The sequence below is a fragment of the Roseateles toxinivorans genome, from assembly GCF_004362525.1.
GTDB classification, from domain to species: domain Bacteria; phylum Pseudomonadota; class Gammaproteobacteria; order Burkholderiales; family Burkholderiaceae_C; genus Paucibacter; species Paucibacter toxinivorans.
The window spans coordinates 194613-218761 of sequence record NZ_SNXS01000001.1; the positions used below are offsets into that span (position 1 = coordinate 194613).

A 24149-nucleotide genomic window follows, 5' to 3' on the forward strand; every position below is an offset into this window, starting at 1 on the left:
ATGCAATTTCCAGAATCCTGGCTGCGGGCCTTTTGCAATCCCGCGCTGAACACCCAAGAACTCGCCGAGCTGCTGACCATGTCCGGCCTCGAGGTCGAGGAGTTGCGCCCGGTGGCGCCGCCCTTCCGCGGCATCGTGGTGGCCGAGATCGTCGAGGCCGAGCAGCATCCGAACGCCGACAAGCTGCGAGTCTGCAAGGTCAATGCCGGCGGCCCCGAGCTGCTGCAGATCGTCTGCGGCGCGCCGAATGCGCGGGTCGGCATCAAGGTGCCGCTGGCCACCGTCGGCGCCGAGCTTCCTCCAGGCGAGGACGGCAAGCCGTTCAAGATCAACGTCGGCAAGCTGCGCGGCGTCGAGAGCTTCGGCATGCTGTGCTCGGCCCGCGAAATGAAGCTCAGCGAAGACCATGGCGGCCTGCTTGAGCTGACAGCCGACGCGGTCATAGGCCAGAACATTCGCGAGCACCTGAATCTGGATGACACGCTGTTCACCCTGAAGCTGACGCCGAACCTGGCCCATGCCTTGAGCGTCTTCGGCGTGGCCCGCGAGGTGTCGGCCCTGACCGGCTCGCCGCTGCTGCAGCCCAGCTTCCCGCCGGTGGTGCCCGCGCATGATGCCAAGCTGCCCGTTACCGTGCAGGCCAGCGATCTGTGCGGCCGCTTCTCGGGTCGCATCATCCGCGGCGTCAACACGAAGGTGCAGACCCCCGCCTGGATGGTGGCGCGCCTGGAGCGCTGCGGCCAGCGCTCGGTCAGCCCGCTGGTGGACATCTCGAACTATGTGATGTTCGAGTACGGCCGGCCCTCACATATCTTCGATCTGGACAAGATCCATGACGGCCTGACCGTGCGCTGGGGAAAGCCCGGCGAGAGCCTGAAGCTGCTGAACGGGAACACCATCACGGTCGATGAAAAGGTCGGCGTGATTGCCGACAGCCAGTCGGTCGAATCGCTGGCCGGCATCATGGGCGGCGACGCCACAGCCGTGTCGGACGACACCCAGAACATCTACGTCGAAGCTGCTTTCTGGTGGCCCGAGGCTGTGTCGGGCCGTTCGCGCCGCTACAACTTCTCGACCGACGCCGGCCATCGCTTCGAGCGCGGCGTCGATCCGGCGTTGACGGTCGAGCATATTGAGCACATCACCCAGCTGATCCTGGACATCTGCGGCGGCCAGGCCGGCCCCATGGACGACCAGACGCTGGCACTGCCCGAGGCCAAGCCGGTGAGCCTGCGCGTGGCACGCGCCGCCAAGGTCATCGGCATGCCGGTGACGCAGCAGGACTGCGCCGAGGTCTTCCGCCGCCTGGGCCTGAGCTTCACCGAGGCGCCTGGCGTGCTGACCGTGACGCCGCCGAGCACTCGCTTCGACATCAAGATCGAGGAAGATCTGATCGAAGAGGTCATCCGCGTGCTGGGCTATCCGCAGCTGCCGAACACGCCGCCGGTGGCGCCGATCCAAGGCAAGGTCGGCTCCGAGTCGCGCCGCAGCAGCCATGCGCTGCGCCATGCGATGGCCGATCTGGGTTATTTCGAGACCATCAACTTCAGCTTTGTCGAAGAGCGCTGGGAAACCGAGCTGGCCGGCAACGCGAACCCGATCCGCGTGCTGAACCCGATCGCTTCGCCCTTGTCGGTGATGCGCTCGTGCCTGCTGGGCAGCCTGGTCAACACGCTGCGCTACAACCTGACCCGCAAGGCGCCGCGCGCCCGTCTGTTCGAGCTGGGCCGCGTGTTCCTGCGGGACGCCGCGGCCAAGACCGGTGACACCTCGGTGGCGGGCATCGAGCAGCCTATGCGCCTAGCCGGCCTGGCCTGGGGCAGCGCCGAGCAATCGCAGTGGAGTGTGCGCGAGCGGGCCGTCGATTTCTATGACGTCAAGGGCGATATCGAGGCCCTGCTGGCCCCGCGCGCCGTGCGTTTCGAGCCCGCCATCCACCCGGCCCTGCATCCCGGTCGCAGCGCCAACATCCTCGTCAATGGCGAGGTCGTTGGCGTGCTGGGTGAGTTGCATCCGAAATGGCGCCAGGGCTATGAGCTACCCAGTGCCCCGGTGCTGTTCGAGCTGAATCTGGAGGCCGTGTTGGCCCGCGACCTGCCCGCCGCCGTGGCCCTGCCGCGCCAGCAGCTGGTGCTGCGCGACCTGGCGGTGATCGTCGGCGAGGGCGTCAGCCACGACGCCCTGATCGCCACCATCACCGAGGCCGGCGGCCCGCTGCTGCGTTCGGCGAGGTTGTTCGACGTCTACAAGCCCAGCTCGGCCAGCACCGACATGGTGGCCGGTGAGCGCAGCATGGCCGTGCGTCTGGAGCTGCTGGACGACGAGGTCACGCTGACCGACGAGCGCATCGAGCCGGTGATCAATGCGGTGGTGGAAGCCCTGCGTGTGAAACTGAACGCCCGCCTGCGCGGCTGATAGAAGAACCGATAACCCGACGCCGCCATGACAACCGAACCCAAGCCCAGCCCCTCGCGTCTGTTGTTGCCGACCTTGGAGACGCCCACGCTGACCAAGGCCGAACTGGCCGAGCTGTTGTTCGAGCGGCTGGGGCTGAACAAGCGCGAGTCCAAGGACATGGTCGAGGCCTTCTTCGACATCATTCATGCCACCCTGGTCGAGGGCAAGGACGTCAAGCTGTCGGGTTACGGCAACTTCAATATCCGCCGCAAGGCACCGCGCCCGGGGCGCAACCCACGCACCGGCGAGGCGATTCCGATCAAGGCGCGCAACGTCGTCACCTTCCATGCCAGCCACAAACTCAAGGGCGTTGTGCAAGGCGATGTTCCGCTCGGGGAAGAGTTCGAGTAAAGTCTAGCGTCCTGCCTCGAAGTCTTTGATTTCAATGGAAAATGCGCTTCCCGCCATTCCTGCCAAACGCTATTTCACCATCGGTGAGGTGAGCGATTTGTGCGGCGTGAAGCCGTATGTGCTGCGCTACTGGGAGCAGGAGTTCACCCAGCTCAAGCCGATGAAGCGGCGCGGCAACCGGCGCTATTACCAGCACCATGAAGTCCTGCTGATCAGGCGCATCCGCGACCTGCTGTACGACCAGGGCTTCACCATCAGCGGCGCACGCAACCGCCTGTCCGAGCTCAATGGCCACCGCGGCGAGGCGGGCCTGCGCGAGGTGCTCGATGCCGAGTTGCCCTTGGATTCCGAGTTTCCCGAAGGCGAAGATGAGCCTTTGGCCGTGGCAGACGAAGCCGAGCGTCGCGCCCAACCGGGCAGCGAACTGAGCCTGCCCCAAGTGCGCGCCGAACTTATTTCGATCCGCGCACTGTTATTGGTCTGAGGCCCGAAATTCTGGGTTAGAATACGAGGCTTAGTCGGGGCGTAGCGCAGCCTGGTAGCGCACTTGCATGGGGTGCAAGGGGTCGCGAGTTCGAATCCCGCCGCCCCGACCAAAAATAAGAAGAGAAATCAAGGACTTAGAAGCTTCGGCCTCTAAGTCCTTTTTCCTTTGTGCGTCCGGTTTCCGATTCCGGCAACAGAATGGGCAACAGAATTCCGACTGCTTGCCGTGCCAATTGGCGCGAGCCAGCAGCGGTGCTTCTGCCCCCACAGGCCGTGTGGACTACACGCCGGCCAAATCGGGGAAGCGCTTGCGCAAATCGTCCAGCCCGCCCATCAGCCGCACCATCGCGCCGGCCAGCCAGTCGTCGCGGGCCTGTTCGCAGGCCAGGATCGCCGCCAGCAGGCGCGCATAGGTCTTGAGGTGCATGTGCTTGGGCCGCTGCCAGTTGGCCTCTAGCCTGGCTTCGAGCTTGCGCTGCTTGCCCCAGGTGCGGCCGCAAATGTCGTTCGACTGGCTGGCATAGCTCATTCGATGGCAATGCCGGCACGCGAAGCGTTTGGCGCGCAGGTAGAGCTTGGCAACGCGCGAGCCGCAGCGTGGGCACTGAAACCACGGCCGCGCGCCACCGAAGCCGCAGGCCGTCTTGACGATGGCCACCTCGGTGCGGATCGCCTCGCCGTCCGCTGTGTACGAAAGCGTCAGCCGGCCCACCGTGCCAATGATCGAGATGCTGGCCACCTCCTGCTCGGTTGCCGGGTCGAGCCAGCGCCACGTCCAGGCGCCCGGCCTGAGCATGTTCTCGGCCGCGAAGCGCCGCACGTCCAGACTGCGGTGATGCTCGGCCTTTGGCCGCCAGCCCGGCCGCCCGGCCCAGTTTCTTGCGCCACCTGTACCCATGCTTGGAACTCCACAGAAATCGAAATCAATCGGCAAATGAACAGGCTTGCGCGCCCCTGTGCGAAGCCGCACTGCCTGCCCGGTGGGGGGGTGAAAAGTCGGGGCGAGCCGCGAAAGCGAACCACTGGGTTTCTCACGCGCAGAAAATGCCTGGTCTTTGAATCGGAAATCAAAGGCGCCGGCCATGCTGTTGCGGCTGCTGTCAGCGCCCCGCAATCCCCGCACCCCTGGCAACAATGCAAAGGTGTTCGTTTTTCGAGCCCTGGCCGGCCCTCGCGTGCGCGCCCGCGTATTGCTCCGAAAACCCTTTGACATCAATCACTTGGCAGTCGATCACGCCACCTGCACCAGCTTCGGTTTTCGAACCGAGCCGGCCGCCCTAGGCCCAGACTTCGAACTGAGATTCGCGCCCAAGGCTTCGCTGTTCGAACCGATACGCTTCGATTCTTGGGGCTTGCCTGCGTTTTCGCCCACGCTGTCGGAGCTGGGCCGCTTGGCCCCGGCGTGGGCGGCACGCACCGCCGCTTTGGCCTCGCGCACGCCGGCCCACTGCCGCCAGTCGTGCGTCGCCTTGAGGGCGCGCAGGCACAGCTTCGGGAACTCCATCGTCGGCTTGTCGGTGAAGCGATAGAGGTTGCACAGGCGCCCGCCGGCCGTGATGCCGCCCTGGCGCGTCTTGGCCAACAGGCCCACGGTTTCCAGCTCGCGCAGCGCCTTGGCCAGCGTGCTGGACGACCTGAACCCCGAGTGCTTGAGCTGGCCCAGCGTGGCCTCGATATTGCCGTTGTTGGTGTGCTTGAGCTTCACGCGCAACTGCATGTAGAGCGCACGCGCCGAGAAGCCCAGCGCGAGCCAGGCCGGTGCGTGCGCAATCTGGTCATACAGCCTGGCGTGCGCGCCCATGTCGTCCTTTTCGAACGTGGTGGAGCGCCCCATGGTCAGCGCTCCGCCATGCGCTGCAGGAAGCAATACACGCCCCACAGATCGGCCAGCGCCAGCCCGGCCAGGTCGGCGCCCACGCCATACTGTGGAAATCGCGCTGCCAGGCATTGCAGCCGCGCCAGCCAGTCGTCGCCGGGCATCATGCTGCCTGCTCCTGCTGTGCCATGCGCACCAACACGTAACGTCCAATGCGATGCGTCACGCCGGCCTCGGTGGTGGTGTCGGTCCACAGGGTCAGGATCTCGTGGCCGTCGTCGCGCAAGTCCCTGATGCGGCCGGCGGGATGATAGACATCGAGAAAGCGCGAGGCTTCGAACGTCGTCACCGGGAACAACTGCAGCGCGGCCAGCAGGCGGGTCTTCTGCGTGGCCGCGTCCAGGCCGGTAAACTGATCGCGCAAACTTTTGAGGGCCGCTTCCTTTTCGGGGGTGGTCTTTTTTTCGTCCATATGGCCCCCGCTTATTTGCCTTGGGCCTGAAGCCAGGCATTCACGTCACTGGCGCGGAAGCGCGTGCAGCGCGTGCCCAGGCGCACCGGCTTGAACTCGCCGGTCTTTATGCGCTCGTAAATGCTGGTCTTGCCCAGGCCGGTGAGGGCCGATACGGTTTGGAGCTTCAGCAGCGCGTCTTGAATTTGCGCCGCGTGCAGCGGTTGGGCTGTCGTCTTTCGGGGCTTGGCTTCCGGCCCCGATGCGGATGGGTTGACTGCGGACATTTGCGCCTCACGTCGGTTGAACATGTACGCAATGTGTGACCCAACCCCTGCCGAAGGGCAACCTCGGGACCCCGAGGGGCACCCTAAGCCTACCGACTGCGCAAGCGATCTGGTCTGGAAACGATGTCGATAGCCATCGCCTCACGCTCGCTCAACCCCTGAGCCTTGAGCCAATCCACAACATCTTTCTGCCGAGGCCAAGAATCAACTTCGTCTATTTGAAAGTTGGGGCCGTAGTACCTGTCCACGATTTGCCTCATCAACAGCAGAAGTTTCGAATGTGTAGGCAGTGTCAGTCCGTCGATGCCGTTCGCCGCGGGGACAGGCAGTGCCAACATCCTTCGCAGCGCAGATCTGCGCGCCAGCACTTGCACATGGGTCAACTGATCTGCGGCGGCGAACATTAGGTTGTGGGCCTCTAGATGGCTCAACTCAAAGGCCAAGCCTTTGGTCCACTCTGGGAGGCTCGTAAAGGAGCTACTGACATCCTGCAGTTCACCCTTCTTGCTGAGAAAAACATAGAGCTCATCGGGCTCGATTACTGTTTGGGGGCCATCCGCTGTGAATCGCACCAACGGTACGCCGTGATAGACCAACTCCGCCGCACGCCATAGGGCTTCAGAAAAGCTGTCGGCTGGTTGATCAAATGCGTCATGCATTATTCGATCTGGGTCATAGGACTGAAGATCATCTCGATGAAAGTACACGTGCAGCGAGAACTCCTGAAGAACGTACTCCGACAGCGCGATGTACTTTCCATCGATAGTTTTCGGTTCCTCCTTATCCAGCGTTCGAAGGCAGACAACTGCCAAATCGTGGAAATAGCTAGGCCGCTCTTTGCCATCGAACGATCGGAATGCTGTCGAAGCGAACAGCGGCCCGCCCTTGTTGATCACCGACTCACATATCAAACGAAAAACAGATTCGGGCTTCTCTTGAGCAAGTTTTTGTAGCTGGATCAATCGCTGCTGCATCAACTCGTGCAGCCGGTCCTTCATCCTCGCGCTCCAAGCGTCCAGCCATGCACCGTAACCCCCTGCCCCCAGTTCACGCGCGTGTCCCACCAAAGTAGCGGCGTCGGCGGCAGAGATGCACATATTCGCCCAAGGCGAAGTGTCTGAATCGGTCTCAGAGGAGTACCCTGATTGCTCCAACTGGTCGAGTTGCACTCTGACAACGTCGTCATACTGACGAGACTGCAAGGTTCCTGATGCTCCGACCCTTTCATGGAGAGTGAATCTGTGTTCCCCAAAGGCACTAGCCAAGTAGAACAGTGCCTTCTGTCTCGTCGTTTCTAGGGCATGTTCAATCTCTTGGCCCACTTCAATGACTGACCTGAATGCCCCTTGCGGGTCGATGGGTGCAACTTGTTGCTCGTTGTTGTCGTCCAATATTTGCCCCTGCTGAAACACGCCGCTGCAAGCCGCCGCACGAGTCGATTACCGACACGTGCTTTCGAGCATCAAGGTAGGTGCAGCTAAATTCGACTTTATGCCGCCCTAAAGGGCAGCACCTCGGCACCTACCCGCAGTTTGTCCAAATGGTCCGCCCACACCTGCATCATCTCGGGCCGCTGGGCCGGGACGTCGCGCGGTTAGGTGCAACGAAGGCCAACTCTACGCTGCTCGCACGCCTTCCAAGGCGATGACGTTTGACTGCTCTGCCTCGCCCCGCACCAACGCGGCTAGCCTCGCCCCCAAGGCGTCAAACGCGCGGGCCTGCTCGGCCGGCCGGCGGTTGCGCACATAGGTGCGGCGCACGCGGCTTTCGATGACGTGGTTCAGGCACTCGTCGATCACGTCGCCGCTGATGCCCAGGTCGGCCATCAGCGTGGCGGCGGTGCGGCGCAGGTCGTGTGCCGTCCAGCGCCCACCCGGCAGGCTCAGCGCCTCGGTGTTCTTGCTGCGGTGCTGCAGCCGCTTCTCTGGCGGTCGCTGGCGGTCGGCCAACTGCTTGCCGAAGCTTTTGATGCAGACCGGCCCGGTGCCGGCAGTGTTCGGAAACACCCAGGGCAGCGGCTTGCCCGCATCGTCGTCTTCTTTCAGTGCGGCCAGTGCGGTGAACTGGGCCAGGGCGAAGGCGGACAGGTGGATGGTGTGGTCGCGGCCGTTCTTGGTTTCCGGCAGGTGCCAGGTGCCGGCGTCCAGATCGACATTGGCCCAGTCGGCGTTCATCGCCTCGCCCACGCGCGCGCCGGTGGCCAGGATCAGCCAGATCGCGGCCACGCTGCGCGCGTTCATGCGGGCAGCGGGCAGGGCGGCGGCCAGGGCCGTGATCTCGTCGGCGGTGAGGGTGCGCTCGCGTTCGGTTTCACTGCCGCCCGCGTCGCGCTTGGTGATGGTGTCCAGCGGGTTGCGCTCGATCATGTCGCGGGCCAGGGCAAAGCGAAACATCTGCTTGAGCGCGGCCAGCAGCACATTGGCGGTGCGCAGCTTGCCGGCGGCCGTCACCTCGTCCAGCAGGGCCAGCACGTCGGCCTTGCGCACGTTGGCCACGGCCACGGTGCCCAGCGTGCCGAAGATGCGCCGTTCAAACTGCTGGCGAATGTAGTCGCCGCCATCCTTGCGGCCGCTGCGCTTGCCGTCGCTGCGCACATGCGGGGCCAGCTCGACCCGAGCCCAATGGTCGAACAGGTCGCGCACGGTGATGCGGCGCCGGTCCTGCTCGGCCGCGTCGCGCGCCTGCTCGGCTTGAGCGGCGATGTGCTGCTTGCGCGCTGCGCGCGGGTCATTGCCTTCGGAGCGCTGGCGCCAAAGCTTGCCGGCCTCTTCACGGGCATCGGCCAGGGTCTTGAACGGGTAGTGGCCGGCGGCGTCTTCCGGGAACATGCGGTGCCACTGCTGGGCCTTGCTGGCGGGGTCGGTCAGGCGCAGATACCAGTAGGCCGCCGCCTCGCGCTTGCGCAGGTACAGGCCCCCGCCATCGTGCAGCGGCGTGGCCGCGGTGCCGGCCATGTAGGCCTTCACGGCCTTGTCGGTCAGCACCTTGAGTTTTGCAGTTCTCGCCATCGCTACCCCTTTGCAGCCCGTTCCGGCAACAGAATGGGCAACAGAATTCTGCCGGCTAGTGGCGTGCTTTGGCAAGCATCGTCGAACGACGTATATTTCTAAGGTGTTGATTTATATGGGTGTTTCGACCTAAATCTGAATCTCCCCGAACCTCGGCAGACCGCAAATTTATTGCATGGGGTGCAAGGGGTAGCGAGTTCGAATCCCGCCGCCCCGACCAAAAATAAGAAGAGAAATCAAGGACTTAGAAGCTTCGGCCTCTAAGTCCTTTTTCATTTCCGACTCGCCCCGATGCTCAAGGGCTAAACAAAGGGGTAAGCGCCGATTTGGCTTTGCTCGGACGCTGCCCGGCAGCCGGTGGACCAACAGTTCTGGTTTCCGTGGCTGGCTGCGCCTCACACTGTTGTCGTGAGCTGTATGCGGTGATCTTGCGGACCTGGCTTGAGCCGCGGAAAGTAGCGTCATGGTTGCGGCGGGCCGTGCTCTGTACCTGACTCGACGCGGACTTCCGCATAGGATGGTCCATGAGCGGGCTTTGCATTGCCGAGACAGTGCGAAATTCGGCAGCCGCCTGTTGCTGTTGCGGCCGAAACAGGCTGGCGCGTGCGTTATACGCCGCCCGCGTCAGGCGTCTTGCGGGGGTCATGCCCGCTGTCATTGAAACCACTGGACGAATTACTGCTGTGTGCCCGAGTATCTTGGTGTGATTGAGCGGCCAATCAGGAGCCCCCGCGATGCCCACCATTCGGCCCTTGCATGCCGGAGCCATCAGTGTTGCCGAGTACCTCTGCTGGGCAGGGGCCGGCACACCCGCGCAGACCGAGTACCACAGGGGTTGGTCGATCTCGTATGTGCGCCGGGGCAGTTTCGGCTGTACCTGCGGTAGCAGGCATTTTCAGCTGATCCCGGGCTCGGTGCTGGTGGGCCGCCCGGACGATGAGTACCTGTGCACCCATGATCATCATGACGGTGGCGACGAATGCCTGGCCTTCTTCTTCGCCCCCGAGGTGGTGGACGAGGTGCGCAGGCGCCATGCCCGCTGGCAGTCGGGCGCTGTGGCGCCGCTGGCCGAGTTGGCCGCCTTGGGCGAGCTGGCCCAGTCCGCCGTGACGCAGCGGCACGACATCGCGCTGGACGAGGTGGGGCTTGCCCTGGCCGCACGATTCATCGATCTGCTGGCCGGCACCCGGCGGCCGCCAGCGCACGCCGCGCCGACGGACCACAGGCGAGCGGTCGCCTCGGCCCTGTGGATAGACGCCCACAGCGCCCTGCCCATAGTCCTGGACGATATGGCCCGCGCCGCGGGGCTGAGCGTCTATCACTATCTCCGCATGTTCGCGGCCGTCTTCGACGTGACACCACACCAGTACCTGGTGCGCACCCGGCTGCGCAAGGCGGCACGGCTGCTGGCCGACGAGGACAGGCCCGTCACCGATGTGGCGCTGGATGTGGGTTTCGCCGACCTGTCCAACTTCGTGCGCAGCTTTCACCGCGCAGCGGGCGTCTCGCCCCGGGCCTTTCGGCAAATGGCGCGGGGCGACCGCAAGATTCTCCAAGAACGTCTGGGAGACCCTCCCTAAGATCACCTCTTCATTGAGGAGAATCCTATGTTCGACCACATCGGGCTCAAGGTCAGCGACCTGGCAGCCAGCATCACGTTCTACGAAGCAGCCTTGGGTGCGCTGGGCCATGGCCTGGCCTCCAGCGGCGACGACTATGCCGGTTTCGGCCCCGATGGCGCTCCGGCGCTGTGGCTGCACCAATACGGCAAGGGCATCAACGCTGGCGCCCATGTGGCACTGCGAGCTGCCGATCGCGAGGCCGTGCAGCGCTTTCATGCGCAGGGGCTCGCAGCCGGCGGGCGCGACAACGGCGCTCCTGGCCCACGCCCGGACTATGGCGCCACCTACTACGCGGCCTTTCTGCTCGACCCCGATGGCCACAATATCGAGGCCGTGTGCTTCGTCTGATGAGCCGTCACGCCAGCATTCACATGGAGTTGGAGGTCGGTTGGCTACCCGGCCGCCGCTGCCCCGATGGCAGGGCACAGTCACGTGCAGAGGGCTAGACCGGCACGGCCAGTGCCTTCTCCATGAACACGCTGAAGGGGTCCTCGCGGTAGTCGCCGAACGGTCCGCGGCGCTGGTAGCCCAGTCGCTCGTACAGGCCCAAGGCCTCATGCTGCAGCGGGCCGGTTTCGAGGCGCAGCAGCGGCAGTTGCGCATGCCGGGCCTCGGCCTCCAGCCGTTGCAGCAGTTGTTTGGCCAGGCCCAGGCCGCGCTGATCAGCGCGCACGAACATCCGTTTGAGCTCGCCGTATCCGGGATAGATGACCAGCGCGCCGCAGGCCACCGCCTCGTCCGCTGCGTTGCGCGCCACGGCAAAACGCAGCTGCGGCTCGGGCACGCTGGACAGGTCCAGCAAATAGCAGCTTTCGGCCGGGTAAAGAGTGCGCTGGTAGGCGTCGAGATCGGCAATCAGGGCCGCGACGCCTGGGGCGTCATGACGCTCCAGGGTGATGCTCAGGTTCATGTCAAGCGAGTCAATGGATCCTGGGCCGCTTGCGCAGCGAGGCCAGGGCCTCGACGCGCTTCAGCAGCTCGCGATCGTTCCAGGGTTTCTTGAAGATGCCGTACAGGCCTTGATAGTCATGCACGCGGGCCGACAGCTCGTCGTGGCCGGTGATGGCGATGATGGGCAGGTCCTCGGTTTCCAGGCTGCCCTGCACGGCGGCGATCAACTCGAAGCCGTCCATATTGGGCATCTCCAGATCGGTGATCAGCACCGAGAAGTAGCCGGTGGCCAGGGCCTCAAGCGCCTCCCGGCCGTCACCGGCGACCTCGACCTGGTAGCCGGCGCCGACAAACAGCTTGCGCAGCTTGGCCCTCGCCACGGCCGAGTCATCGACCAGCAGAATGGCTCCGGGCAGTTGCTCGGTGACCGGTGTTTCGGTGATTGGCGACGGGGGCGGCTCGCTGGCGGGCTTGGGCGCAGGCGGCGCAGGGGTGTCGTCGCCACGGCGCAGCGCCAGCACGAACAGCAGGATGGCGAAGGGCACGGCAATGACGAAGGGGAGCAGGTAGGTGCTCAGCAGTTCCTGGATATCAAATTGCATGACGACTTCTCCTCACCTCATATGTCCTGCGCCCGGGCCTGGTGTGCACATTCTGCTGGTCGGTCGGTGCGGCTCCATGAGCGTACGCCATGCCCGAGCCTCGGATGGGAGGATTAGCGCCGGAGTTCGTGACAAATGAGCGCCGCTGCCGCGCCCTTTGCCCTCAGGGCAGGGCGGGCAGCAGGTAGTCGAAGGTGTAGAAATGCTGGCCGTCGGTAATTTTGATGTCCATCTTGCCGCTCAGACCCGTCAGCTGGCCGGTGGCGGAGTCGGCCACGACATGGATGCTCAGTGACGAGGCGCCCCGGTCCATGCTGCCGCTGTGCTGCAGGGCGAAGCTGCCGCTGCGGCCGGCCAGCGTGCCGGTCACCAGCTCCATCGCCACATAGCCGGCCGAGCCCGGGACCGCCGAGCGGACCGCCAGCATCTGGCCCTTGCTGCTGCCGCTCAGATCGCCCTGGAACTGCTTGTCTATCAGCATGCGTCCGGGCGCGCCTGCGCCGCTGTCGTCCGGTGTCTGCGGTATCAGTTTCACCTCGAAGGTGCCGGCAGCGTGGCTTGTCGTCGTCATGGTGTTCCTTGAGGGGGCGGGCGGTTCAGGCGCCGAAACGGATGGCGGCGGCGGGCAGGGCACGTATCACCGGGCCGAAGCTGGTCAGGTCCGGCAGGGTGGCGTTGTGGTGGGCGCGAATCTGCGCCGCCGTGGCGTGGGCCTTGTCGTGGGTGGTGTGGGTGTCGGCCACCAGATCGACCGCATAGCCCAGGCCGGCGGCGCGGCGGGTGGTGGTGTCCACACAGTACTCGCTGGCATAGCCACAGACCACCAGGCGCGTGACGCCGGCGGCCTCCAGCTTCGCCCCCAGCTCGGTGCGCAAGAAGGAGTCGGGCGTGGTCTTGGCGACGATCAGGTCGCCGGCCTCGACCTGCAGGCTCTGCTCCAGCGCCCAGCCCGGGCTGCCGTGGGCCAGGGCGCTGCCGGGCCGCTCGTGCTGGATGAAGATCACCGGCGCGCCGGCCTGGCGGGCGGCGGCGGCCAGGGTGTTGATGCGGGCCAGCACTGTGTCGGCATCCTCGGGCCGGGGTGCGGCATCGAACAGGCCGCGTTGAACGTCGATCACGAGCAGGGCGGATGTCATGGGGTCTCCTCCAGGAGGTCAGATGTCGGTTTGTGGGTCGGGGCGCGATTCTGCACGACAAGGTATTCAGGACTTGCTGCCAAAGCGCGCCAGCGTGCGCTCGCGCAGCCGGGCCGCTTCGAGCGCGCGGTCACGCGGCTCGGCGTTTGTCACCAGGTCGCTGATCAGACGATCGGCCGCCGCCGTCACCTCTTCAATGGCGCGCTCAAAAGCCTGCTGGTTGGCTTTTGACGGGGTGTTGAAGCCGCTGAGCTTGCGCACGAACTGCAGCGCGGCGGCGCGGATTTCTTCCTCGGTGGCTAGGGGCTCGAAGTTGAACAGCGTCTTGATGTTCCTGCACATCGGTGCCTCCTGTGTTGTGCAGTGCTGATTCTCTATCCCTTGCCTTGAAGCCAGGGAGTTGGGAAATATACTGTACATAAATACAGTCATCAAACCGCTTCCGATCAGACTCCGTCAATGACATCGCTGCCGTCCTATGCCGAATTGCTGTGCACCAGCAATTTCAGCTTTCTCGTGGGTGCCTCGCACCCCGAGGAGCTGGTGGCGCGCGCGTCGGAGCTGGGTTATGCGGCCCTGGCCATCACCGACGAATGCTCGCTGTCGGGCGTGGTGCGGGCCCATGTGGAGGCCAGGACGCGCAGCCTGCCGCTGATCATCGGTGCGCAGATGCGGCTGACGCCGACACGGGACTGCGGGCTCTCGATGCGTCTGGTGCTGCTGGCCCAGACACGCCGTGGCTATGCCAATCTGTGTCAATGGATCACCGTGGCCCGCGGCCGGGCGGCGAAGGGCCAGTATCTGGCCCACGCCACCGATCTGCAGGGCCGCGTGCCGGACGCGCCCACCATCACCGGCCTGCCGGGCTGCAAGGCCATCCTGGTGCCCGACCCGGACTATGGTTTCGAGGCGCTGCTGGCTCAGGCGATATGGCTCAAGACCTGGTTCGGGGAGCGCGCAGGGCTGGGCCTGCCCTTGCTGCATTGTGCGCACGACAAGCTGCTGCTGGAACTGCTGCCCCGTGTGGCCGACCTCACCGGCCTGCCCATCCTGGCCGTGGGCGATGTGTTGATGCACGTCCGCTCCCGAAAGCCGCTGCAGGATGTGCTGACCGCCACGCGTCTGAAGCAGACCGTGGCCGAGAGTGGCTATGCGCTGCAACCCAATGCCGAGGCACATCTGCGCTCGCGCGCGCGCCTCGGTCAGCTGTACCGGCCGGAATGGCTGGAGGCCACGGTGAGATGGGCAGCCAGCTGCAGCTTCTCATTGGATGAGCTGCGTTACGACTATCCCCGCGAGGTCGTGCCCGAGGGCCAGACACCCACCGGCTACCTGCGCCAATTGACCGAGGCCGGCGCGGCCCAGCGATATCCGCAGGGCGTGCCGCCGGAGGTGAGCCAGCAGATCGACCATGAACTGGCCTTGATCGCCCAGCTGAAATACGAACCGTATTTCCTGACCGTGGCCGACATCATGCGCTGGGCGCGCAGCCAGAACATCCTGTGCCAGGGCCGCGGCAGCGCAGCCAATTCTACGGTCTGTTACTGCCTGCACGTGACGGCGGTGGGCCGCAAACATTCCCAGAACCTGCTGTTCGAGCGCTTCATCAGCGCCGAGCGCGGCGAGCCGCCCGACATCGACATGGATTTCGAACACGAGCGGCGCGAGGAGGTCATCCAGTACATCTACAAAAAGTACGGCCGCCACCGCGCCGCGCTGACGGCGGTGATCATCACCTACCGGCCGCGCAGTGCCCTGCGCGACGTGGGCCGTGCGATGGGCATAGACATCGCCATGATCGATGCGGTGGCCAAGATGCAGCAATGGTTCGATGGCGGCGAGGTCGGCCAGACGCGCTTGAAAGAGCAGGGCCTCGACGTCGACGCGCCGCTGGTGAAGTTGTGGATGCAGCTGACCCGCGACCTGGTGGGTTTCCCGCGCCATATGAGCCAGCATCCGGGTGGCTTCGTGATCGCCAGCGAGCGGCTGTCCGATCTGGTGCCGGTGGAAAAGGCCGCCATGGTGGGCCGCAGCGTCGTGCAGTGGGAGAAGGACGACCTGGACGCCCTGCGCATCATGAAGGTGGACATCCTGGCCTTGGGCATGCTGACGGCGATCAAGCGCTCGCTGGCCTTCCTGGCGCAGAAGCTGCAGATTCCCCTGCCGGACGGCAAGCCTCTGCCGATGGAATTCATTCCGCAGGACGACGACAAAGCCACCTACGCGATGCTGTGCAAGGCCGACAGCGTTGGCGTGTTCCAGGTCGAAAGCCGCGCGCAGATGAGCATGCTGCCGCGCCTGAGGCCGCAGTGTTACTACGATCTGGTGATCGAGGTGGCCATCGTGCGGCCCGGGCCGATACAGGGCGGCATGGTCCATCCCTATCTGCGGCGGCGCAGCGGCGAGGAGCCGGTGGACTACCCCAGCCCGGAAGTCGAGCAGGCCTTGGGCCGGACCTTGGGCATCCCGATCTTCCAGGAGCAGGTGATGCAGCTGGCCATCAAGGCGGCCGATTTCTCACCGGGTGAAGCAGACGATCTGCGCCGCTCGATGGCGGCCTGGAAGCGCAAGGGCGGCCTGGGCCCGTTCCATGAGCGGCTGGTCGGCCGGATGGTGAAAAAGGGCTATGAGCCCGAGTTCGCCGAGCGCATCTTCAAGCAGATCCAGGGCTTTGGCGAATACGGTTTTCCGGAGAGCCATGCGGCCAGCTTTGCGCTGCTGGTCTATATCAGCGCATGGATCAAATGCCATCACCCCGACGTCTTCCTGGCTGCTTTGCTGAACAGCTGGCCTATGGGCTTTTATGCGCCGGCGCAGCTGGTGCGTGATGCGCGGGAGCACGGGGTTCAGGTCTTGCCTGCGCGTATCGAACTCAGCGATTGGGAGGCCAAGCTGGTGCCTGGCGAGGGCGGGCTGCCTTATTTTGGCGAACCGGACGCCGAGCTGAGCGATCAAACGCGGGCCTTGCTGCGCCCGCTGCAGCCCGTGCGCCTGGGCCTGAACAGCATCAAGGGCATGGGCAGGGATGCGGCTCTGCGCATCGTTGACGCGCGTGCCGCACGGCCTTTTGCCGGTGTCGAAGATCTCTGCCGCCGCGCCCAGCTCACGGCCCATGACCTGAACGCCCTGGCCGATGCCGATGCCCTGCACACCTTGGCCGGCCATCGCCACCAGGCCGCCTGGGCCGTGGCCGGCGTGGACACGCGGCCCACGGCGATGCTGCGCGAAGCCCGCACCGAAGAAGCCGAGGAGGCGCGGCTGGCCGCGCCCACGGTGGCCGAGGAAGCGCAGGCCGACTACCGCCGCTCGGGCCTGACCCTGGGCCCGCATCCGCTGGCCCTGCTGCGCGAGCAGCTGAACGCATTCAAGGTGCAGCCTGCGGTGGTGCTGAACCAGTTCCCGAACGGCCGGCTGGCGCGAGCCAGCGGCATCGTCACCCACCGCCAGCGGCCCGGCACGGCCAAGGGCACGATGTTCGTCACCCTGGAGGACGATACCGGCCAGATCAACATCATCGTCTGGCCCCGGGTGGTCGAGACGCAGCGCAAGCCGCTGCTGGCGGCGCGGCTGATGACGGTCTATGGCCAGTGGCAATGCCAGGGCGAGGTCAAGCATCTGGTGGCGGCCATGATCATCGACCACAGCCATCTGATGGATGGCCTGGTCAGCCGCAGCCGCGACTTCAAGTGAAAGCCCGGTGCGGCCCGCGGGGCGAAGGCGTGCGCTACAGTCGCGGCCATGTCTGAAGCACTCCAACTCCAGGGCAAGCACATCGTGCTGGGCCTGTCGGGCGGTATCGCCTGCTACAAGGCCGCCGAGCTGACCCGCGCGCTGATCAAGGCCGGCGCCACCGTGCAGGTGGTGATGAGCGAGGCGGCCGAGCAATTCATTACTGCGGTGACGATGCAGGCGCTGTCCAACCGCACCGTCTTCACCAGCCAGTGGGACGCCCGCGAGGCCAACAATATGGCCCATATCAACCTCAGCCGCGAGGCCGATGCCATCCTGGTGGCGCCGGCCAGCGCCGACTTCCTGGCCAAGCTGGTGCAGGGCCGGGCCGACGATCTGCTGAGCCTGATGTGCCTGGCACGGCCGATTGAGCGTTGCCCGCTGCTGGTGGCCCCGGCGATGAACCGCGAGATGTGGGCCCATCCGGCCACGCAGCGCAATATCCGCCAGCTGCGCGAGGACGGCACCACGTTGCTGGGCCCGGACGTCGGCGACCAGGCCTGCGGCGAGATTGGTGACGGCCGCATGCTCGAGGCACTGGATCTGCGCGACGAGGTGATCAGCTTCTTCCAGCCCAAGCTGCTGGCCGGCAAGCGCCTGCTGATCACCGCCGGCCCGACCTTCGAGCCCATCGATCCGGTGCGCGGCATCACCAACCGCTCCAGCGGCAAGATGGGTTTTGCGATCGCCCGCGCCGCGGCCGAGGCCGGCGCCCAGGTCACCTTGGTGGCCGGGCCTGTGCATCTGAACACGCCGCGAGGCGTGCAACGCATCGATGTGCAGACCGCCCAGCAGATGCATGATGCGGTGCTGCCCCGCGCCGCCGCCCATGAGCTGTTCATTGCCACGGCGGCCGTCGCCGACTGGCGGCCGGCCGAGCTGTCCGAGCACAAGATCAAGAAGAACGGCAGCAAGCTGGCGCCGACCTTCGAGCTGACCGAGAACCCCGACATTCTTGCCGCCGTGGCGCGCCTGCCGGCCGGCCAGCGCCCGTTTTGCGTCGGCTTCGCCGCCGAGAGCCAGGATCTGGTCAAGCATGCGCGTGAAAAGCTGGTGCGCAAGAACGTCGAGCTGGTGGTCGGCAATCTCGGCCCGGCCACCTTCGGCCGCGACGACAACACGCTGGTGCTGGTCGATGCGCAAGGCCAACGTGAGCTGGCCACCGCCGACAAGCTGAGCCTCGCCCGCGAGCTGGTGCGCGAGATCGCGGCCCGCCTCGGCACCAAGACACACTGATTGATTGAAGGAAGAATCCATGCTCAGGCGTATTGAAACCCGCATCGTGAACGCTCTGCTGGGCGACAGCATCCCGCTGCCCAGCTACGCCACCGATGGGTCTGCCGCCCTGGATCTGCGCGCCTGCATCGCCGAGGCCATCACCCTGGAGCCGGGCGGCCGCGCGCTGGTGAAAACCGGACTTGCAATCAATATGATGGATCCAGGCCTGGTGGCCATCGTGGCCTCGCGTTCCGGCTTGTCGCTCAAGCATGGCGTGCGAGTGGCCCAGGGCATAGGCGTCATCGATGCCGATTACCACGGCGAGATCGGCGTGATTCTGGCCAATGATGGTCAGCTGCCCTATGTCGTTCAACCGGGCGAGCGCATTGCCCAGCTGATGTTCCAGCCGGTGGTCCAGGTGGCGCTGCAGGTGGTCGAGGAGTTCTCCACCGTGACGGACCGGGGCGCGGGCGGATTCGGCAGCACGGGCAAAGGCTAGGAGCTGCGATCCGCCTCAACTGGTGCGTCTGCGCCGCCAGACTTGGCAGGCGGTGGGGCAGCAGGGGCCATGCGTCCGACCAGCAGCGCCCGCAGGCGCAACTGCGCCGTCATCTCGCTGGCCTCGACCGTGGCAAGCTGGGCATAGGCACCGAGATGCTCGGCCAGAAGCTCGGGCCGCATGGCCAGGGTCTAGATCAACGGATGGATCATGGACTTCAGCCGCGTGCGCGCGAGCGGGTCAGCCAGCTGAAGATGCCTGCAGCGACGGCACCTGCCGCGGCGGCAATCAGGATCGACTTCACCGGCTCGTCCTTGATGTAGCCGACCGTCATGTCACCTGCGCGGTGCACTTGATCCCGCACCTGGCCGCTGGCCTGGCGAGCGCGATCCAGCGTGCGGCGGGCCATGTCATCAACCTGGGCCGCAGCGCGGCTCAACGCAGCCGGTGCCGCCTGGCCGAGGTCGTTGAGGCTGGCCTGCGCGCTGTTGACGGCCGCGTGGGCGGCCGAAGCGACCTGATCAACCTTGGTATTGGCTTGATCGGAGAAGGCATTGACCTCGGTACTGATGGTTCTGTTCATGATGAATTCCTGCTTGGATGAGTTGGACGAAGAGGGTCTGTGCGCGTCAGCGCCGCATCAGACCGACAAGGAAGGTGACCACGGCCAAGACAACGAAGACAAAGAACAGTATCTTGGCGATGCCCGCAGCACCGGCGGCGATGCCACCAAAGCCGAACAGTGCGGCAACCAGGGCGATGACGAAGAACACGACGGCGTAGTGCAGCATTTCGTACCCCTTGAGGATCGACCCGGAAGCCGGATCTTGGTCATTCGCACCGACGATTCGCTGCGATGACACGACTCTACGGATGCGGCTGGCAGACACCGGCAGGCCCACTCCTCAAGCCGCTGTCAGCAAAGGCGGGTGCTGGTTGTAGGAGCCTGCTTACGGCGGCAAACCTGTCAACGGCTGGCGCAGCCCCGCCACAGTTGCTTCGGGCAGTCGGGATGCAGTCCTACAAGGACTTGGGTCAAACGTCGGTGGTCAGCCTGGGCGGCGACCGGACTGCTTGTCTGGCAATTTCAGATCTATCGACGCAACCGTCAGTTGCAGGGGCAGATGGCTACCGCCAAGGCCAAGCCGACCGAGGTCACGACCTGGGAGGGCGAGGGCGGCGCATTGCATGGCAGCGGCAGCCAGCTCGGTCCGGCGCCAGTGCAGTCCTGACCGAGTGGAATGCCTGAAGCGGACCGAAACGTTCAGCAACGTCGCTGGGCACGGCTGTGCGAGCGCCGTTCCCGGACCTTGCCGAACCTATCGGAGCCGAGTCCGCTTGACGAGGCGTCAGAGCCGCGACCGGCGGGCCGTCAACAGAACCGCCAATCCGGTCACCAGCAACAAGACCGTCGTGGGTTCGGGTATCGGTGACGGCGAGAAGCGCTGCTCGAAGCTCGTCAGGCTCGCATCGTCCGTGGCCTCGGTGGCCCAGACCAGGATGTTCTTGGCGGCCCAGACCTGACTGACCGGCGCAAAGGCCGCGCTCTGGGTGAGCAGGCTGGTCTGGAGGCTGTTCAGGTAGCTGAACTCAACCGCATTCACCCCGAGGTCGCTCAGGCCGGCGCCGCCGCCATAGGTCTCGTGGATGTAGCTGCCGTTGTCGTTGCTGCCATCGTTCAGCCCGGTGCTCGAGCCGACGGATGCCAGGGCTATCGTGGTGGTGGCGCCCTTGATGAGCCAGCCCGCGCTGGTGGTGCTGGCGCGGAAGCTCAGGGCCAGGTCGACAAAGGCGAAGACGTCGTCGCCGACGACCCCCAGCTCCTCATTGCTGACCGTGAACAACAGCCCCTGGCCGGGGTGGGCGCCGCCGTCGGTGAGCGCACTGACGTCGACATTGGCCGGGTTGAAGCTGCGCGCGGGGTCACTGGCACTGAAGGCCGTGACGCTGAAGCTGTCGAAGATCAGATTGCCTGCCGTGAGGCTGCTGCCGCCCAGCAGGTCGGCCAGCGGTACGGCCTGGGCGCCGCCCAGCAGGCCCAGGGCGAGGCCGGCAGCGACGAGTGTCTTGCGCAAGAAAGGGGTCATGTCGTGCTCCTTGGGTGGATCGGTCAGCGAACGGCGCAGCTGGTGGCAGTGCATTTGGGCAGGCAGGCCTTGACGTCATTGGGCGTGATGCGCCCGTCGCCGTCGCCATCACGCGGGTCATTCGGCCCGCTGGCCGGCGTGCCCCGGGCGCGGCTGATGAGCGAGAGATCGTTCTGGTCAATGTCGCCATCCATGTCGGCATCACAGCGTCCCAGCGCTGCGCCGGTGACGGTCACGTCGTACAGCACCGGCGACTGGTTCTGCGGGTTGGCGTTGAAGGTCATCTTCACCTGCAGGTAGCGGCCGGACTGGCCGGTGAATGCTGCGCCGCTGGTCACCGCCTGGAAGGGCTTGCCGGCCAGCTGGGCCTTGTCGTCCGCCGAGCGAACCTCGGCCGACAGGCCGGTGCCGCTGGGCATCATTGCCGACCACGAGACCCTGCCCCAGGCGCTGCCATTGACGCCGCCGTCATGGTCCACAGTCCAGCTGCCGGTCTTGGTGGTGATGCTCAGCGCCGCGGTGCCCGAGGCGTCGCTATAGGTGTAGGGCTCATAGCCCACACCGATGACGCCGAGGAAGTCGCCGTTACTGCCGGAATACTTGGCCATATTGTGGGTGGCGCGGTGTACCTGCCAGATGGCATTCTCGGAGTCGGCGATCACGCCGCGGCTGTCGGCGCTACCCACCTGGCTGACCTTGTCCCAGAGCACCCCGCCGGTGGCATCGAACTTCACGACACCACCGTCACGCTTGCTCACCAGGATGCTGCCGTCGTTGTCGGTGCCCACGGCGTAGGTGCAATAGTTGGCCTTGGCCGGGCGCACCCAGTTGTCGGTGCCATCGTCCACATGCTCGACATAGCTGTTGCATGAGCCACCCATGATCACATGGGTCACGTTGTTGGCATCACGGCGCAGCGCCAGGCCATAGACGGCACTGGGCATAGGGATGCTGCGCACCTCGTGGGGGCCGCTGTTGCTGCCGGTGTTGGCGATGCGGGTCAGTGTGGCCTGGTCCCAGTTGGCGCCCCACAGCGTGCCGTTGGCATCGATCAGGCAGCCGTAGTTCGGGCGTCCGTTGGTCGACACGGGGCCGGCCAGGGTGCTGCCGTCCACCGCGCTGATCTTGAAGTACTCGGCATTGTTGTACAGGCCCACCCACAGGTGCCCGTCGGTACCGATGCACAGGGCGCGGCCGATGCCGTTGCTGCGCGTGATGCCATTGGCATAGCTGCCGTCCGGCACCCGTCGAGCCCAGGCCACGCGCTCATCCCTGGGTTCGCTGTTGTCGATCAGTCCGTTGGCGTTGTCGTCCACCAGCGGCAGCATCTCGGCGGTCTGTATCTTGCCGTCGGCATTCGTGTCGACGGACGTGTCAACCACGCCGTTACCGTTGCGATCCACCGAGCTGTTGTTGAGTATTTTCAGGACCGTGGGGTGGCCGCCAAACCAGCGGTTCAACACATAGGCATTGCCGTCCTTGTCCACCGCCGTGCGCGAAGGGGCCGGACCGCTCCAGGCATCGTGCGCATAGGCACCTGAATTGAACCAGGTGCGGTAGCGCGCCACTTCGCGCCCGGGCGAACCGCCCTGCTGTTTCGAGTCGATCTTCGACAGGGTGTCCTCACCGGCGTTCGCGATCCACAGCACCGGGAAGCTGGTGCCGGTGACATTGAGCTGCAACTGGTTCGCGTTGGGCGCGCTGTGGTTCAAGCCGATCAGCGTGCCCAGATCGAAGTCGGCGTCGAGCGTGTAGGTCTTGGTGCCGGCGATGGTGCTGCCACTGGCCAGTACCAGCATCAGCGCCAAGGGGGTGAGTCGGAGGTGCGGCTTTACTGTCATGAATGAGCTCCGTCGGTAAATCGTCGGTCAGTGGGTGAGTGTGGGCGGCTGTAGCCGCAGGGGGCGCACCCCCACGTCATGTCCGCTGTTGTGGGTCAGCCGGGAGGGCGCATTACCGTTCAGTGGAACGGCATACAGCTGGGCATTGCCGTCGCGCAGACTGACGAAGTAGATGGCGCTGCCGTCGGCCGCCCAGGCGGGATAGTTGTCCTCGTCCGGGTGGTGGGTGAGGTTGACGACGCTGCTGCCATCCGCATTCATCACATAGATGTCGCCCCGGGCCATCTCGGTGCGTGTGCCTTCACGGCTGGAGACGAAGGCAATGCGCCGGCCGTCCGGCGCCCAGATGGGAAACGCGTTCGTGTAGGCGTTGTCGGTGAGCTTGGCCGGCTGCGTGCCGTCCACATTGACGACTTGCACGTTCATCGCCGGTGACTTGGCCTCCACATAGGCCAGACGACGGCTGTCCGGCGACCAGGACGGAAAGCTCTTGCCACCCTTGGACAGTGCGCTGGTCAGATCTCTGGGTTTGCCTCCGGCGGCGGGCATGAGATGGATCTCCGACCCGCCCTTTTCGCTGAAGGCCACGAAGGCGAGCCAGCGCCCATCGGGCGAGGGCACCGGGGGGCCCTTGTCGCCGTCGCCCGTGGTGAGCGGTGTGACGTCCGCGCCATCGGCTTGCATGGCATAGAAATTGGCCCAGCCACTGCGCAGCGAGCGAAACACGATGCGGCCGTCCGGCAACCAGACCGGCGCATTGTCGGCCTGGTCATTGACGGTCAGGCGCGTGGCCCGGCTGCCGTCGGCCTGCATCACATAGACCTCGGCGTTGCCATCGCGGTAGGAGGTGAAAACGATGCGCTTGCCGTCCGGTGACCAGGCGGGCTCGGTGTTCTCGGCCGGGCCACGGGTAAGCGCATGTTCGCCCGAACCGTCGGCATTCATGACGTGGATTTGCGCGTTGCCGCCGCGGTTGGACACAAAGAGCAGCGGTTGCGCCGGCGCGGCGATGGTGCTGCCTATCGAGGCGCAGAGCAGGGCCAAGGCAAGCAAGGTCTTGGTCATGGCAGGCCCTTCAGCGCATGAAGCCCAAGCGGCCGCTGCCAATCAGCTGACCCGCCGCATCGAACACCTCAACGCCGTAACCGCCGGTGATGCTCAGCGTGTACTCGAACTTGAGCTTGCCCTGGGCATCGGCCACGGTCTGGTGAACGGTGACGCCACCCCCGGGGTGCTTGATGCGCAGGGTGACCGGCGCACTGGCACCGAGATTTCCTCCATTGATGACCAGTCGCTGATCAGAACTCGGCGTTGATGGCACCGAGACCCACTTGTCGGCGGCAAAACTTGCGCTTGTCAGACCGATGCCAAGGGCGAGAAGCAGGGGCTTGATGAGTCTGGTCATGGGTGCTCCGGAGGGTGGACTGCATATTGGCGTTGCCTTTGCAGTCATGCTCCCCCCGGGCCCGCGGGCCGTCGTTGCGCGTGGTCAATGACGGTCGGATCAACGCTCCCCCAAGAGCTAGGGGTTACGTTGGATAGAGTTCTTGCTCCGGGTGGCGTGCGCCCGTCGTCGCGGCCGGGCGCCCCGCTGCAGGCGGTGCATTGCCGCCTAGTTGGCGCGTGCAGCGCCTGTTGGATCGATGCTGTGACGGGGCCGGCCCCGTC

27 protein-coding genes and 1 tRNA gene are annotated in these 24149 nt (G+C 65.2%); 9 read left to right on the top strand and 19 right to left on the bottom strand.

What is annotated here, in order from left to right; translation table 11 throughout:
* From pheT to DES47_RS00890, 4 genes are all read left to right on the top strand, one after another.
* Positions 1–2415, top strand: coding sequence for a phenylalanine--tRNA ligase subunit beta (pheT, locus tag DES47_RS00875; protein WP_133698783.1), 2415 nt, complete (start codon positions 1–3; stop codon positions 2413–2415).
* Positions 2416–2442: 27 nt separating this feature from the next.
* Positions 2443–2808 carry an integration host factor subunit alpha gene (locus tag DES47_RS00880; RefSeq protein WP_133698784.1) on the top strand — a complete coding sequence of 122 codons (366 nt, stop codon included), beginning with the start codon at positions 2443–2445 and terminating at the stop codon, positions 2806–2808.
* A 34-nt stretch (positions 2809–2842) separates the two neighbouring features.
* On the top strand, positions 2843–3292 hold the full coding sequence (locus DES47_RS00885; protein WP_133698785.1) for a MerR family transcriptional regulator: 450 nt from the start codon (positions 2843–2845) through the stop codon (positions 3290–3292).
* Between the two features lie 35 nt (positions 3293–3327).
* Positions 3328–3404, top strand: a tRNA-Pro gene (locus DES47_RS00890).
* A 170-nt stretch (positions 3405–3574) separates the two neighbouring features.
* On the opposite strand, the gene DES47_RS00895 is transcribed toward DES47_RS00890, so the two are convergent.
* From DES47_RS00895 to DES47_RS00920, 7 genes are all read right to left on the bottom strand, one after another.
* On the bottom strand, positions 3575–4378 hold the full coding sequence (locus DES47_RS00895) for an IS1595 family transposase (RefSeq protein ID WP_133698786.1): 804 nt from the start codon (positions 4376–4378) through the stop codon (positions 3575–3577).
* Between the two features lie 147 nt (positions 4379–4525).
* The gene (locus DES47_RS00900) at positions 4526–5128 is read right to left on the bottom strand and encodes a hypothetical protein (RefSeq protein WP_133698787.1); all 603 of its coding nucleotides are present in this window, start codon (positions 5126–5128) and stop codon (positions 4526–4528) included.
* A gap of 2 nt (positions 5129–5130) precedes the next feature.
* The gene (locus DES47_RS28595; RefSeq protein ID WP_166651788.1) at positions 5131–5277 is read right to left on the bottom strand and encodes a hypothetical protein; all 147 of its coding nucleotides are present in this window, start codon (positions 5275–5277) and stop codon (positions 5131–5133) included.
* Positions 5274–5582 (bottom strand): helix-turn-helix domain-containing protein, encoded by a 309-nt coding sequence (locus DES47_RS00905; protein WP_133698788.1) that lies wholly within the window; start codon positions 5580–5582, stop codon positions 5274–5276. Before DES47_RS00905 ends, DES47_RS28595 begins: the two co-directional genes overlap by 4 nt.
* Before the next feature lie 11 nt (positions 5583–5593).
* Entirely contained in the window at positions 5594–5848 is a 255-nt protein-coding gene (locus tag DES47_RS00910) for a helix-turn-helix transcriptional regulator (RefSeq protein ID WP_133698789.1), read from the bottom strand.
* 89 nt (positions 5849–5937) lie between these two features.
* Positions 5938–7239: a hypothetical protein gene (locus tag DES47_RS00915; RefSeq protein ID WP_133698790.1), complete on the bottom strand. Its 1302-nt coding sequence runs from the start codon at positions 7237–7239 to the stop codon at positions 5938–5940.
* 225 nt (positions 7240–7464) lie between these two features.
* Positions 7465–8856 (bottom strand): tyrosine-type recombinase/integrase, encoded by a 1392-nt coding sequence (locus tag DES47_RS00920; RefSeq protein ID WP_133698791.1) that lies wholly within the window; start codon positions 8854–8856, stop codon positions 7465–7467.
* Between the two features lie 734 nt (positions 8857–9590).
* Here DES47_RS00920 and DES47_RS00925 point away from each other — a divergent pair.
* Positions 9591–10436: a helix-turn-helix transcriptional regulator gene (locus DES47_RS00925; RefSeq protein WP_133698792.1), complete on the top strand. Its 846-nt coding sequence runs from the start codon at positions 9591–9593 to the stop codon at positions 10434–10436.
* A gap of 27 nt (positions 10437–10463) precedes the next feature.
* On the top strand, positions 10464–10826 hold the full coding sequence (locus DES47_RS00930; protein ID WP_133698793.1) for a VOC family protein: 363 nt from the start codon (positions 10464–10466) through the stop codon (positions 10824–10826).
* Between the two features lie 94 nt (positions 10827–10920).
* On the opposite strand, the gene DES47_RS00935 is transcribed toward DES47_RS00930, so the two are convergent.
* From DES47_RS00935 to DES47_RS00955, 5 genes are all read right to left on the bottom strand, one after another.
* A complete protein-coding gene (locus DES47_RS00935; protein ID WP_208114875.1) occupies positions 10921–11388 on the bottom strand; it encodes a GNAT family N-acetyltransferase in 468 nt (155 codons plus the stop codon).
* A gap of 10 nt (positions 11389–11398) precedes the next feature.
* Positions 11399–11971 carry a response regulator gene (locus DES47_RS00940; RefSeq protein ID WP_133698794.1) on the bottom strand — a complete coding sequence of 191 codons (573 nt, stop codon included), beginning with the start codon at positions 11969–11971 and terminating at the stop codon, positions 11399–11401.
* A gap of 163 nt (positions 11972–12134) precedes the next feature.
* Positions 12135–12542 carry a DUF3224 domain-containing protein gene (locus tag DES47_RS00945; RefSeq protein WP_133698795.1) on the bottom strand — a complete coding sequence of 136 codons (408 nt, stop codon included), beginning with the start codon at positions 12540–12542 and terminating at the stop codon, positions 12135–12137.
* Positions 12543–12567: 25 nt separating this feature from the next.
* Entirely contained in the window at positions 12568–13107 is a 540-nt protein-coding gene (locus DES47_RS00950; RefSeq protein WP_133698796.1) for a cysteine hydrolase family protein, read from the bottom strand.
* 66 nt (positions 13108–13173) lie between these two features.
* Positions 13174–13449: a DUF2277 domain-containing protein gene (locus DES47_RS00955; RefSeq protein ID WP_133698797.1), complete on the bottom strand. Its 276-nt coding sequence runs from the start codon at positions 13447–13449 to the stop codon at positions 13174–13176.
* A gap of 117 nt (positions 13450–13566) precedes the next feature.
* On the opposite strand from DES47_RS00955, the gene DES47_RS00960 reads away from it, so the two are divergent.
* From DES47_RS00960 to dut, 3 genes are read left to right on the top strand one after another with little or no spacing between them, the layout of a single operon-like run.
* Positions 13567–16797 (top strand): error-prone DNA polymerase, encoded by a 3231-nt coding sequence (locus DES47_RS00960; protein WP_133698798.1) that lies wholly within the window; start codon positions 13567–13569, stop codon positions 16795–16797.
* Between the two features lie 48 nt (positions 16798–16845).
* Positions 16846–18072, top strand: a complete 1227-nt coding sequence (coaBC, locus tag DES47_RS00965; protein ID WP_133698799.1) for a bifunctional phosphopantothenoylcysteine decarboxylase/phosphopantothenate--cysteine ligase CoaBC — start codon at positions 16846–16848, stop codon at positions 18070–18072.
* Between the two features lie 19 nt (positions 18073–18091).
* Entirely contained in the window at positions 18092–18553 is a 462-nt protein-coding gene (dut, locus tag DES47_RS00970; protein WP_133698800.1) for a dUTP diphosphatase, read from the top strand.
* On the opposite strand, the gene DES47_RS00975 is transcribed toward dut, so the two are convergent.
* The 7 genes from DES47_RS00975 to DES47_RS01005 all read right to left on the bottom strand — a co-directional run bounded on the left by DES47_RS00975 (position 18550) and on the right by DES47_RS01005 (position 23886).
* A complete protein-coding gene (locus DES47_RS00975; protein ID WP_133698801.1) occupies positions 18550–18735 on the bottom strand; it encodes a hypothetical protein in 186 nt (61 codons plus the stop codon). The two genes, dut and DES47_RS00975, sit on opposite strands and share 4 nt — an antisense overlap.
* Before the next feature lie 35 nt (positions 18736–18770).
* Positions 18771–19136 (bottom strand): hypothetical protein, encoded by a 366-nt coding sequence (locus DES47_RS00980; RefSeq protein ID WP_133698802.1) that lies wholly within the window; start codon positions 19134–19136, stop codon positions 18771–18773.
* A gap of 46 nt (positions 19137–19182) precedes the next feature.
* Positions 19183–19344, bottom strand: coding sequence for a DUF1328 family protein (locus tag DES47_RS00985; RefSeq protein WP_133698803.1), 162 nt, complete (start codon positions 19342–19344; stop codon positions 19183–19185).
* A 558-nt stretch (positions 19345–19902) separates the two neighbouring features.
* Positions 19903–20640, bottom strand: coding sequence for a PEP-CTERM sorting domain-containing protein (locus DES47_RS00990; RefSeq protein ID WP_166651801.1), 738 nt, complete (start codon positions 20638–20640; stop codon positions 19903–19905).
* A gap of 23 nt (positions 20641–20663) precedes the next feature.
* Positions 20664–22481: an NHL repeat-containing protein gene (locus DES47_RS00995; protein ID WP_133698805.1), complete on the bottom strand. Its 1818-nt coding sequence runs from the start codon at positions 22479–22481 to the stop codon at positions 20664–20666.
* Between the two features lie 27 nt (positions 22482–22508).
* Positions 22509–23546 (bottom strand): PD40 domain-containing protein, encoded by a 1038-nt coding sequence (locus DES47_RS01000; RefSeq protein ID WP_133698806.1) that lies wholly within the window; start codon positions 23544–23546, stop codon positions 22509–22511.
* Positions 23547–23556: 10 nt separating this feature from the next.
* The gene (locus DES47_RS01005; protein WP_133698807.1) at positions 23557–23886 is read right to left on the bottom strand and encodes a hypothetical protein; all 330 of its coding nucleotides are present in this window, start codon (positions 23884–23886) and stop codon (positions 23557–23559) included.
* Between the last annotated feature and the right edge of the window lie 263 nt (positions 23887–24149).

Coding starts and splice junctions, on each gene's coding strand:
- pheT (WP_133698783.1), top strand. CDS start 1: ATGCAATTTCCAGAATCCTGGCTGCGGGCCTTTTGCAATCCCGCGCTG.
- DES47_RS00880 (WP_133698784.1), top strand. CDS start 2,443: ATGACAACCGAACCCAAGCCCAGCCCCTCGCGTCTGTTGTTGCCGACC.
- DES47_RS00885 (WP_133698785.1), top strand. CDS start 2,843: ATGGAAAATGCGCTTCCCGCCATTCCTGCCAAACGCTATTTCACCATC.
- DES47_RS00895 (WP_133698786.1), bottom strand. CDS start 4,378: ATGGCCGGCGCCTTTGATTTCCGATTCAAAGACCAGGCATTTTCTGCG.
- DES47_RS00900 (WP_133698787.1), bottom strand. CDS start 5,128: ATGGGGCGCTCCACCACGTTCGAAAAGGACGACATGGGCGCGCACGCC.
- DES47_RS28595 (WP_166651788.1), bottom strand. CDS start 5,277: ATGATGCCCGGCGACGACTGGCTGGCGCGGCTGCAATGCCTGGCAGCG.
- DES47_RS00905 (WP_133698788.1), bottom strand. CDS start 5,582: ATGGACGAAAAAAAGACCACCCCCGAAAAGGAAGCGGCCCTCAAAAGT.
- DES47_RS00910 (WP_133698789.1), bottom strand. CDS start 5,848: ATGTCCGCAGTCAACCCATCCGCATCGGGGCCGGAAGCCAAGCCCCGA.
- DES47_RS00920 (WP_133698791.1), bottom strand. CDS start 8,856: ATGGCGAGAACTGCAAAACTCAAGGTGCTGACCGACAAGGCCGTGAAG.
- DES47_RS00925 (WP_133698792.1), top strand. CDS start 9,591: ATGCCCACCATTCGGCCCTTGCATGCCGGAGCCATCAGTGTTGCCGAG.
- DES47_RS00930 (WP_133698793.1), top strand. CDS start 10,464: ATGTTCGACCACATCGGGCTCAAGGTCAGCGACCTGGCAGCCAGCATC.
- DES47_RS00935 (WP_208114875.1), bottom strand. CDS start 11,388: ATGAACCTGAGCATCACCCTGGAGCGTCATGACGCCCCAGGCGTCGCG.
- DES47_RS00940 (WP_133698794.1), bottom strand. CDS start 11,971: ATGCAATTTGATATCCAGGAACTGCTGAGCACCTACCTGCTCCCCTTC.
- DES47_RS00945 (WP_133698795.1), bottom strand. CDS start 12,542: ATGACGACGACAAGCCACGCTGCCGGCACCTTCGAGGTGAAACTGATA.
- DES47_RS00950 (WP_133698796.1), bottom strand. CDS start 13,107: ATGACATCCGCCCTGCTCGTGATCGACGTTCAACGCGGCCTGTTCGAT.
- DES47_RS00955 (WP_133698797.1), bottom strand. CDS start 13,449: ATGTGCAGGAACATCAAGACGCTGTTCAACTTCGAGCCCCTAGCCACC.
- DES47_RS00960 (WP_133698798.1), top strand. CDS start 13,567: ATGACATCGCTGCCGTCCTATGCCGAATTGCTGTGCACCAGCAATTTC.
- coaBC (WP_133698799.1), top strand. CDS start 16,846: ATGTCTGAAGCACTCCAACTCCAGGGCAAGCACATCGTGCTGGGCCTG.
- dut (WP_133698800.1), top strand. CDS start 18,092: ATGCTCAGGCGTATTGAAACCCGCATCGTGAACGCTCTGCTGGGCGAC.
- DES47_RS00975 (WP_133698801.1), bottom strand. CDS start 18,735: ATGCGGCCCGAGCTTCTGGCCGAGCATCTCGGTGCCTATGCCCAGCTT.
- DES47_RS00980 (WP_133698802.1), bottom strand. CDS start 19,136: ATGAACAGAACCATCAGTACCGAGGTCAATGCCTTCTCCGATCAAGCC.
- DES47_RS00985 (WP_133698803.1), bottom strand. CDS start 19,344: ATGCTGCACTACGCCGTCGTGTTCTTCGTCATCGCCCTGGTTGCCGCA.
- DES47_RS00990 (WP_166651801.1), bottom strand. CDS start 20,640: ATGACCCCTTTCTTGCGCAAGACACTCGTCGCTGCCGGCCTCGCCCTG.
- DES47_RS00995 (WP_133698805.1), bottom strand. CDS start 22,481: ATGACAGTAAAGCCGCACCTCCGACTCACCCCCTTGGCGCTGATGCTG.
- DES47_RS01000 (WP_133698806.1), bottom strand. CDS start 23,546: ATGACCAAGACCTTGCTTGCCTTGGCCCTGCTCTGCGCCTCGATAGGC.
- DES47_RS01005 (WP_133698807.1), bottom strand. CDS start 23,886: ATGACCAGACTCATCAAGCCCCTGCTTCTCGCCCTTGGCATCGGTCTG.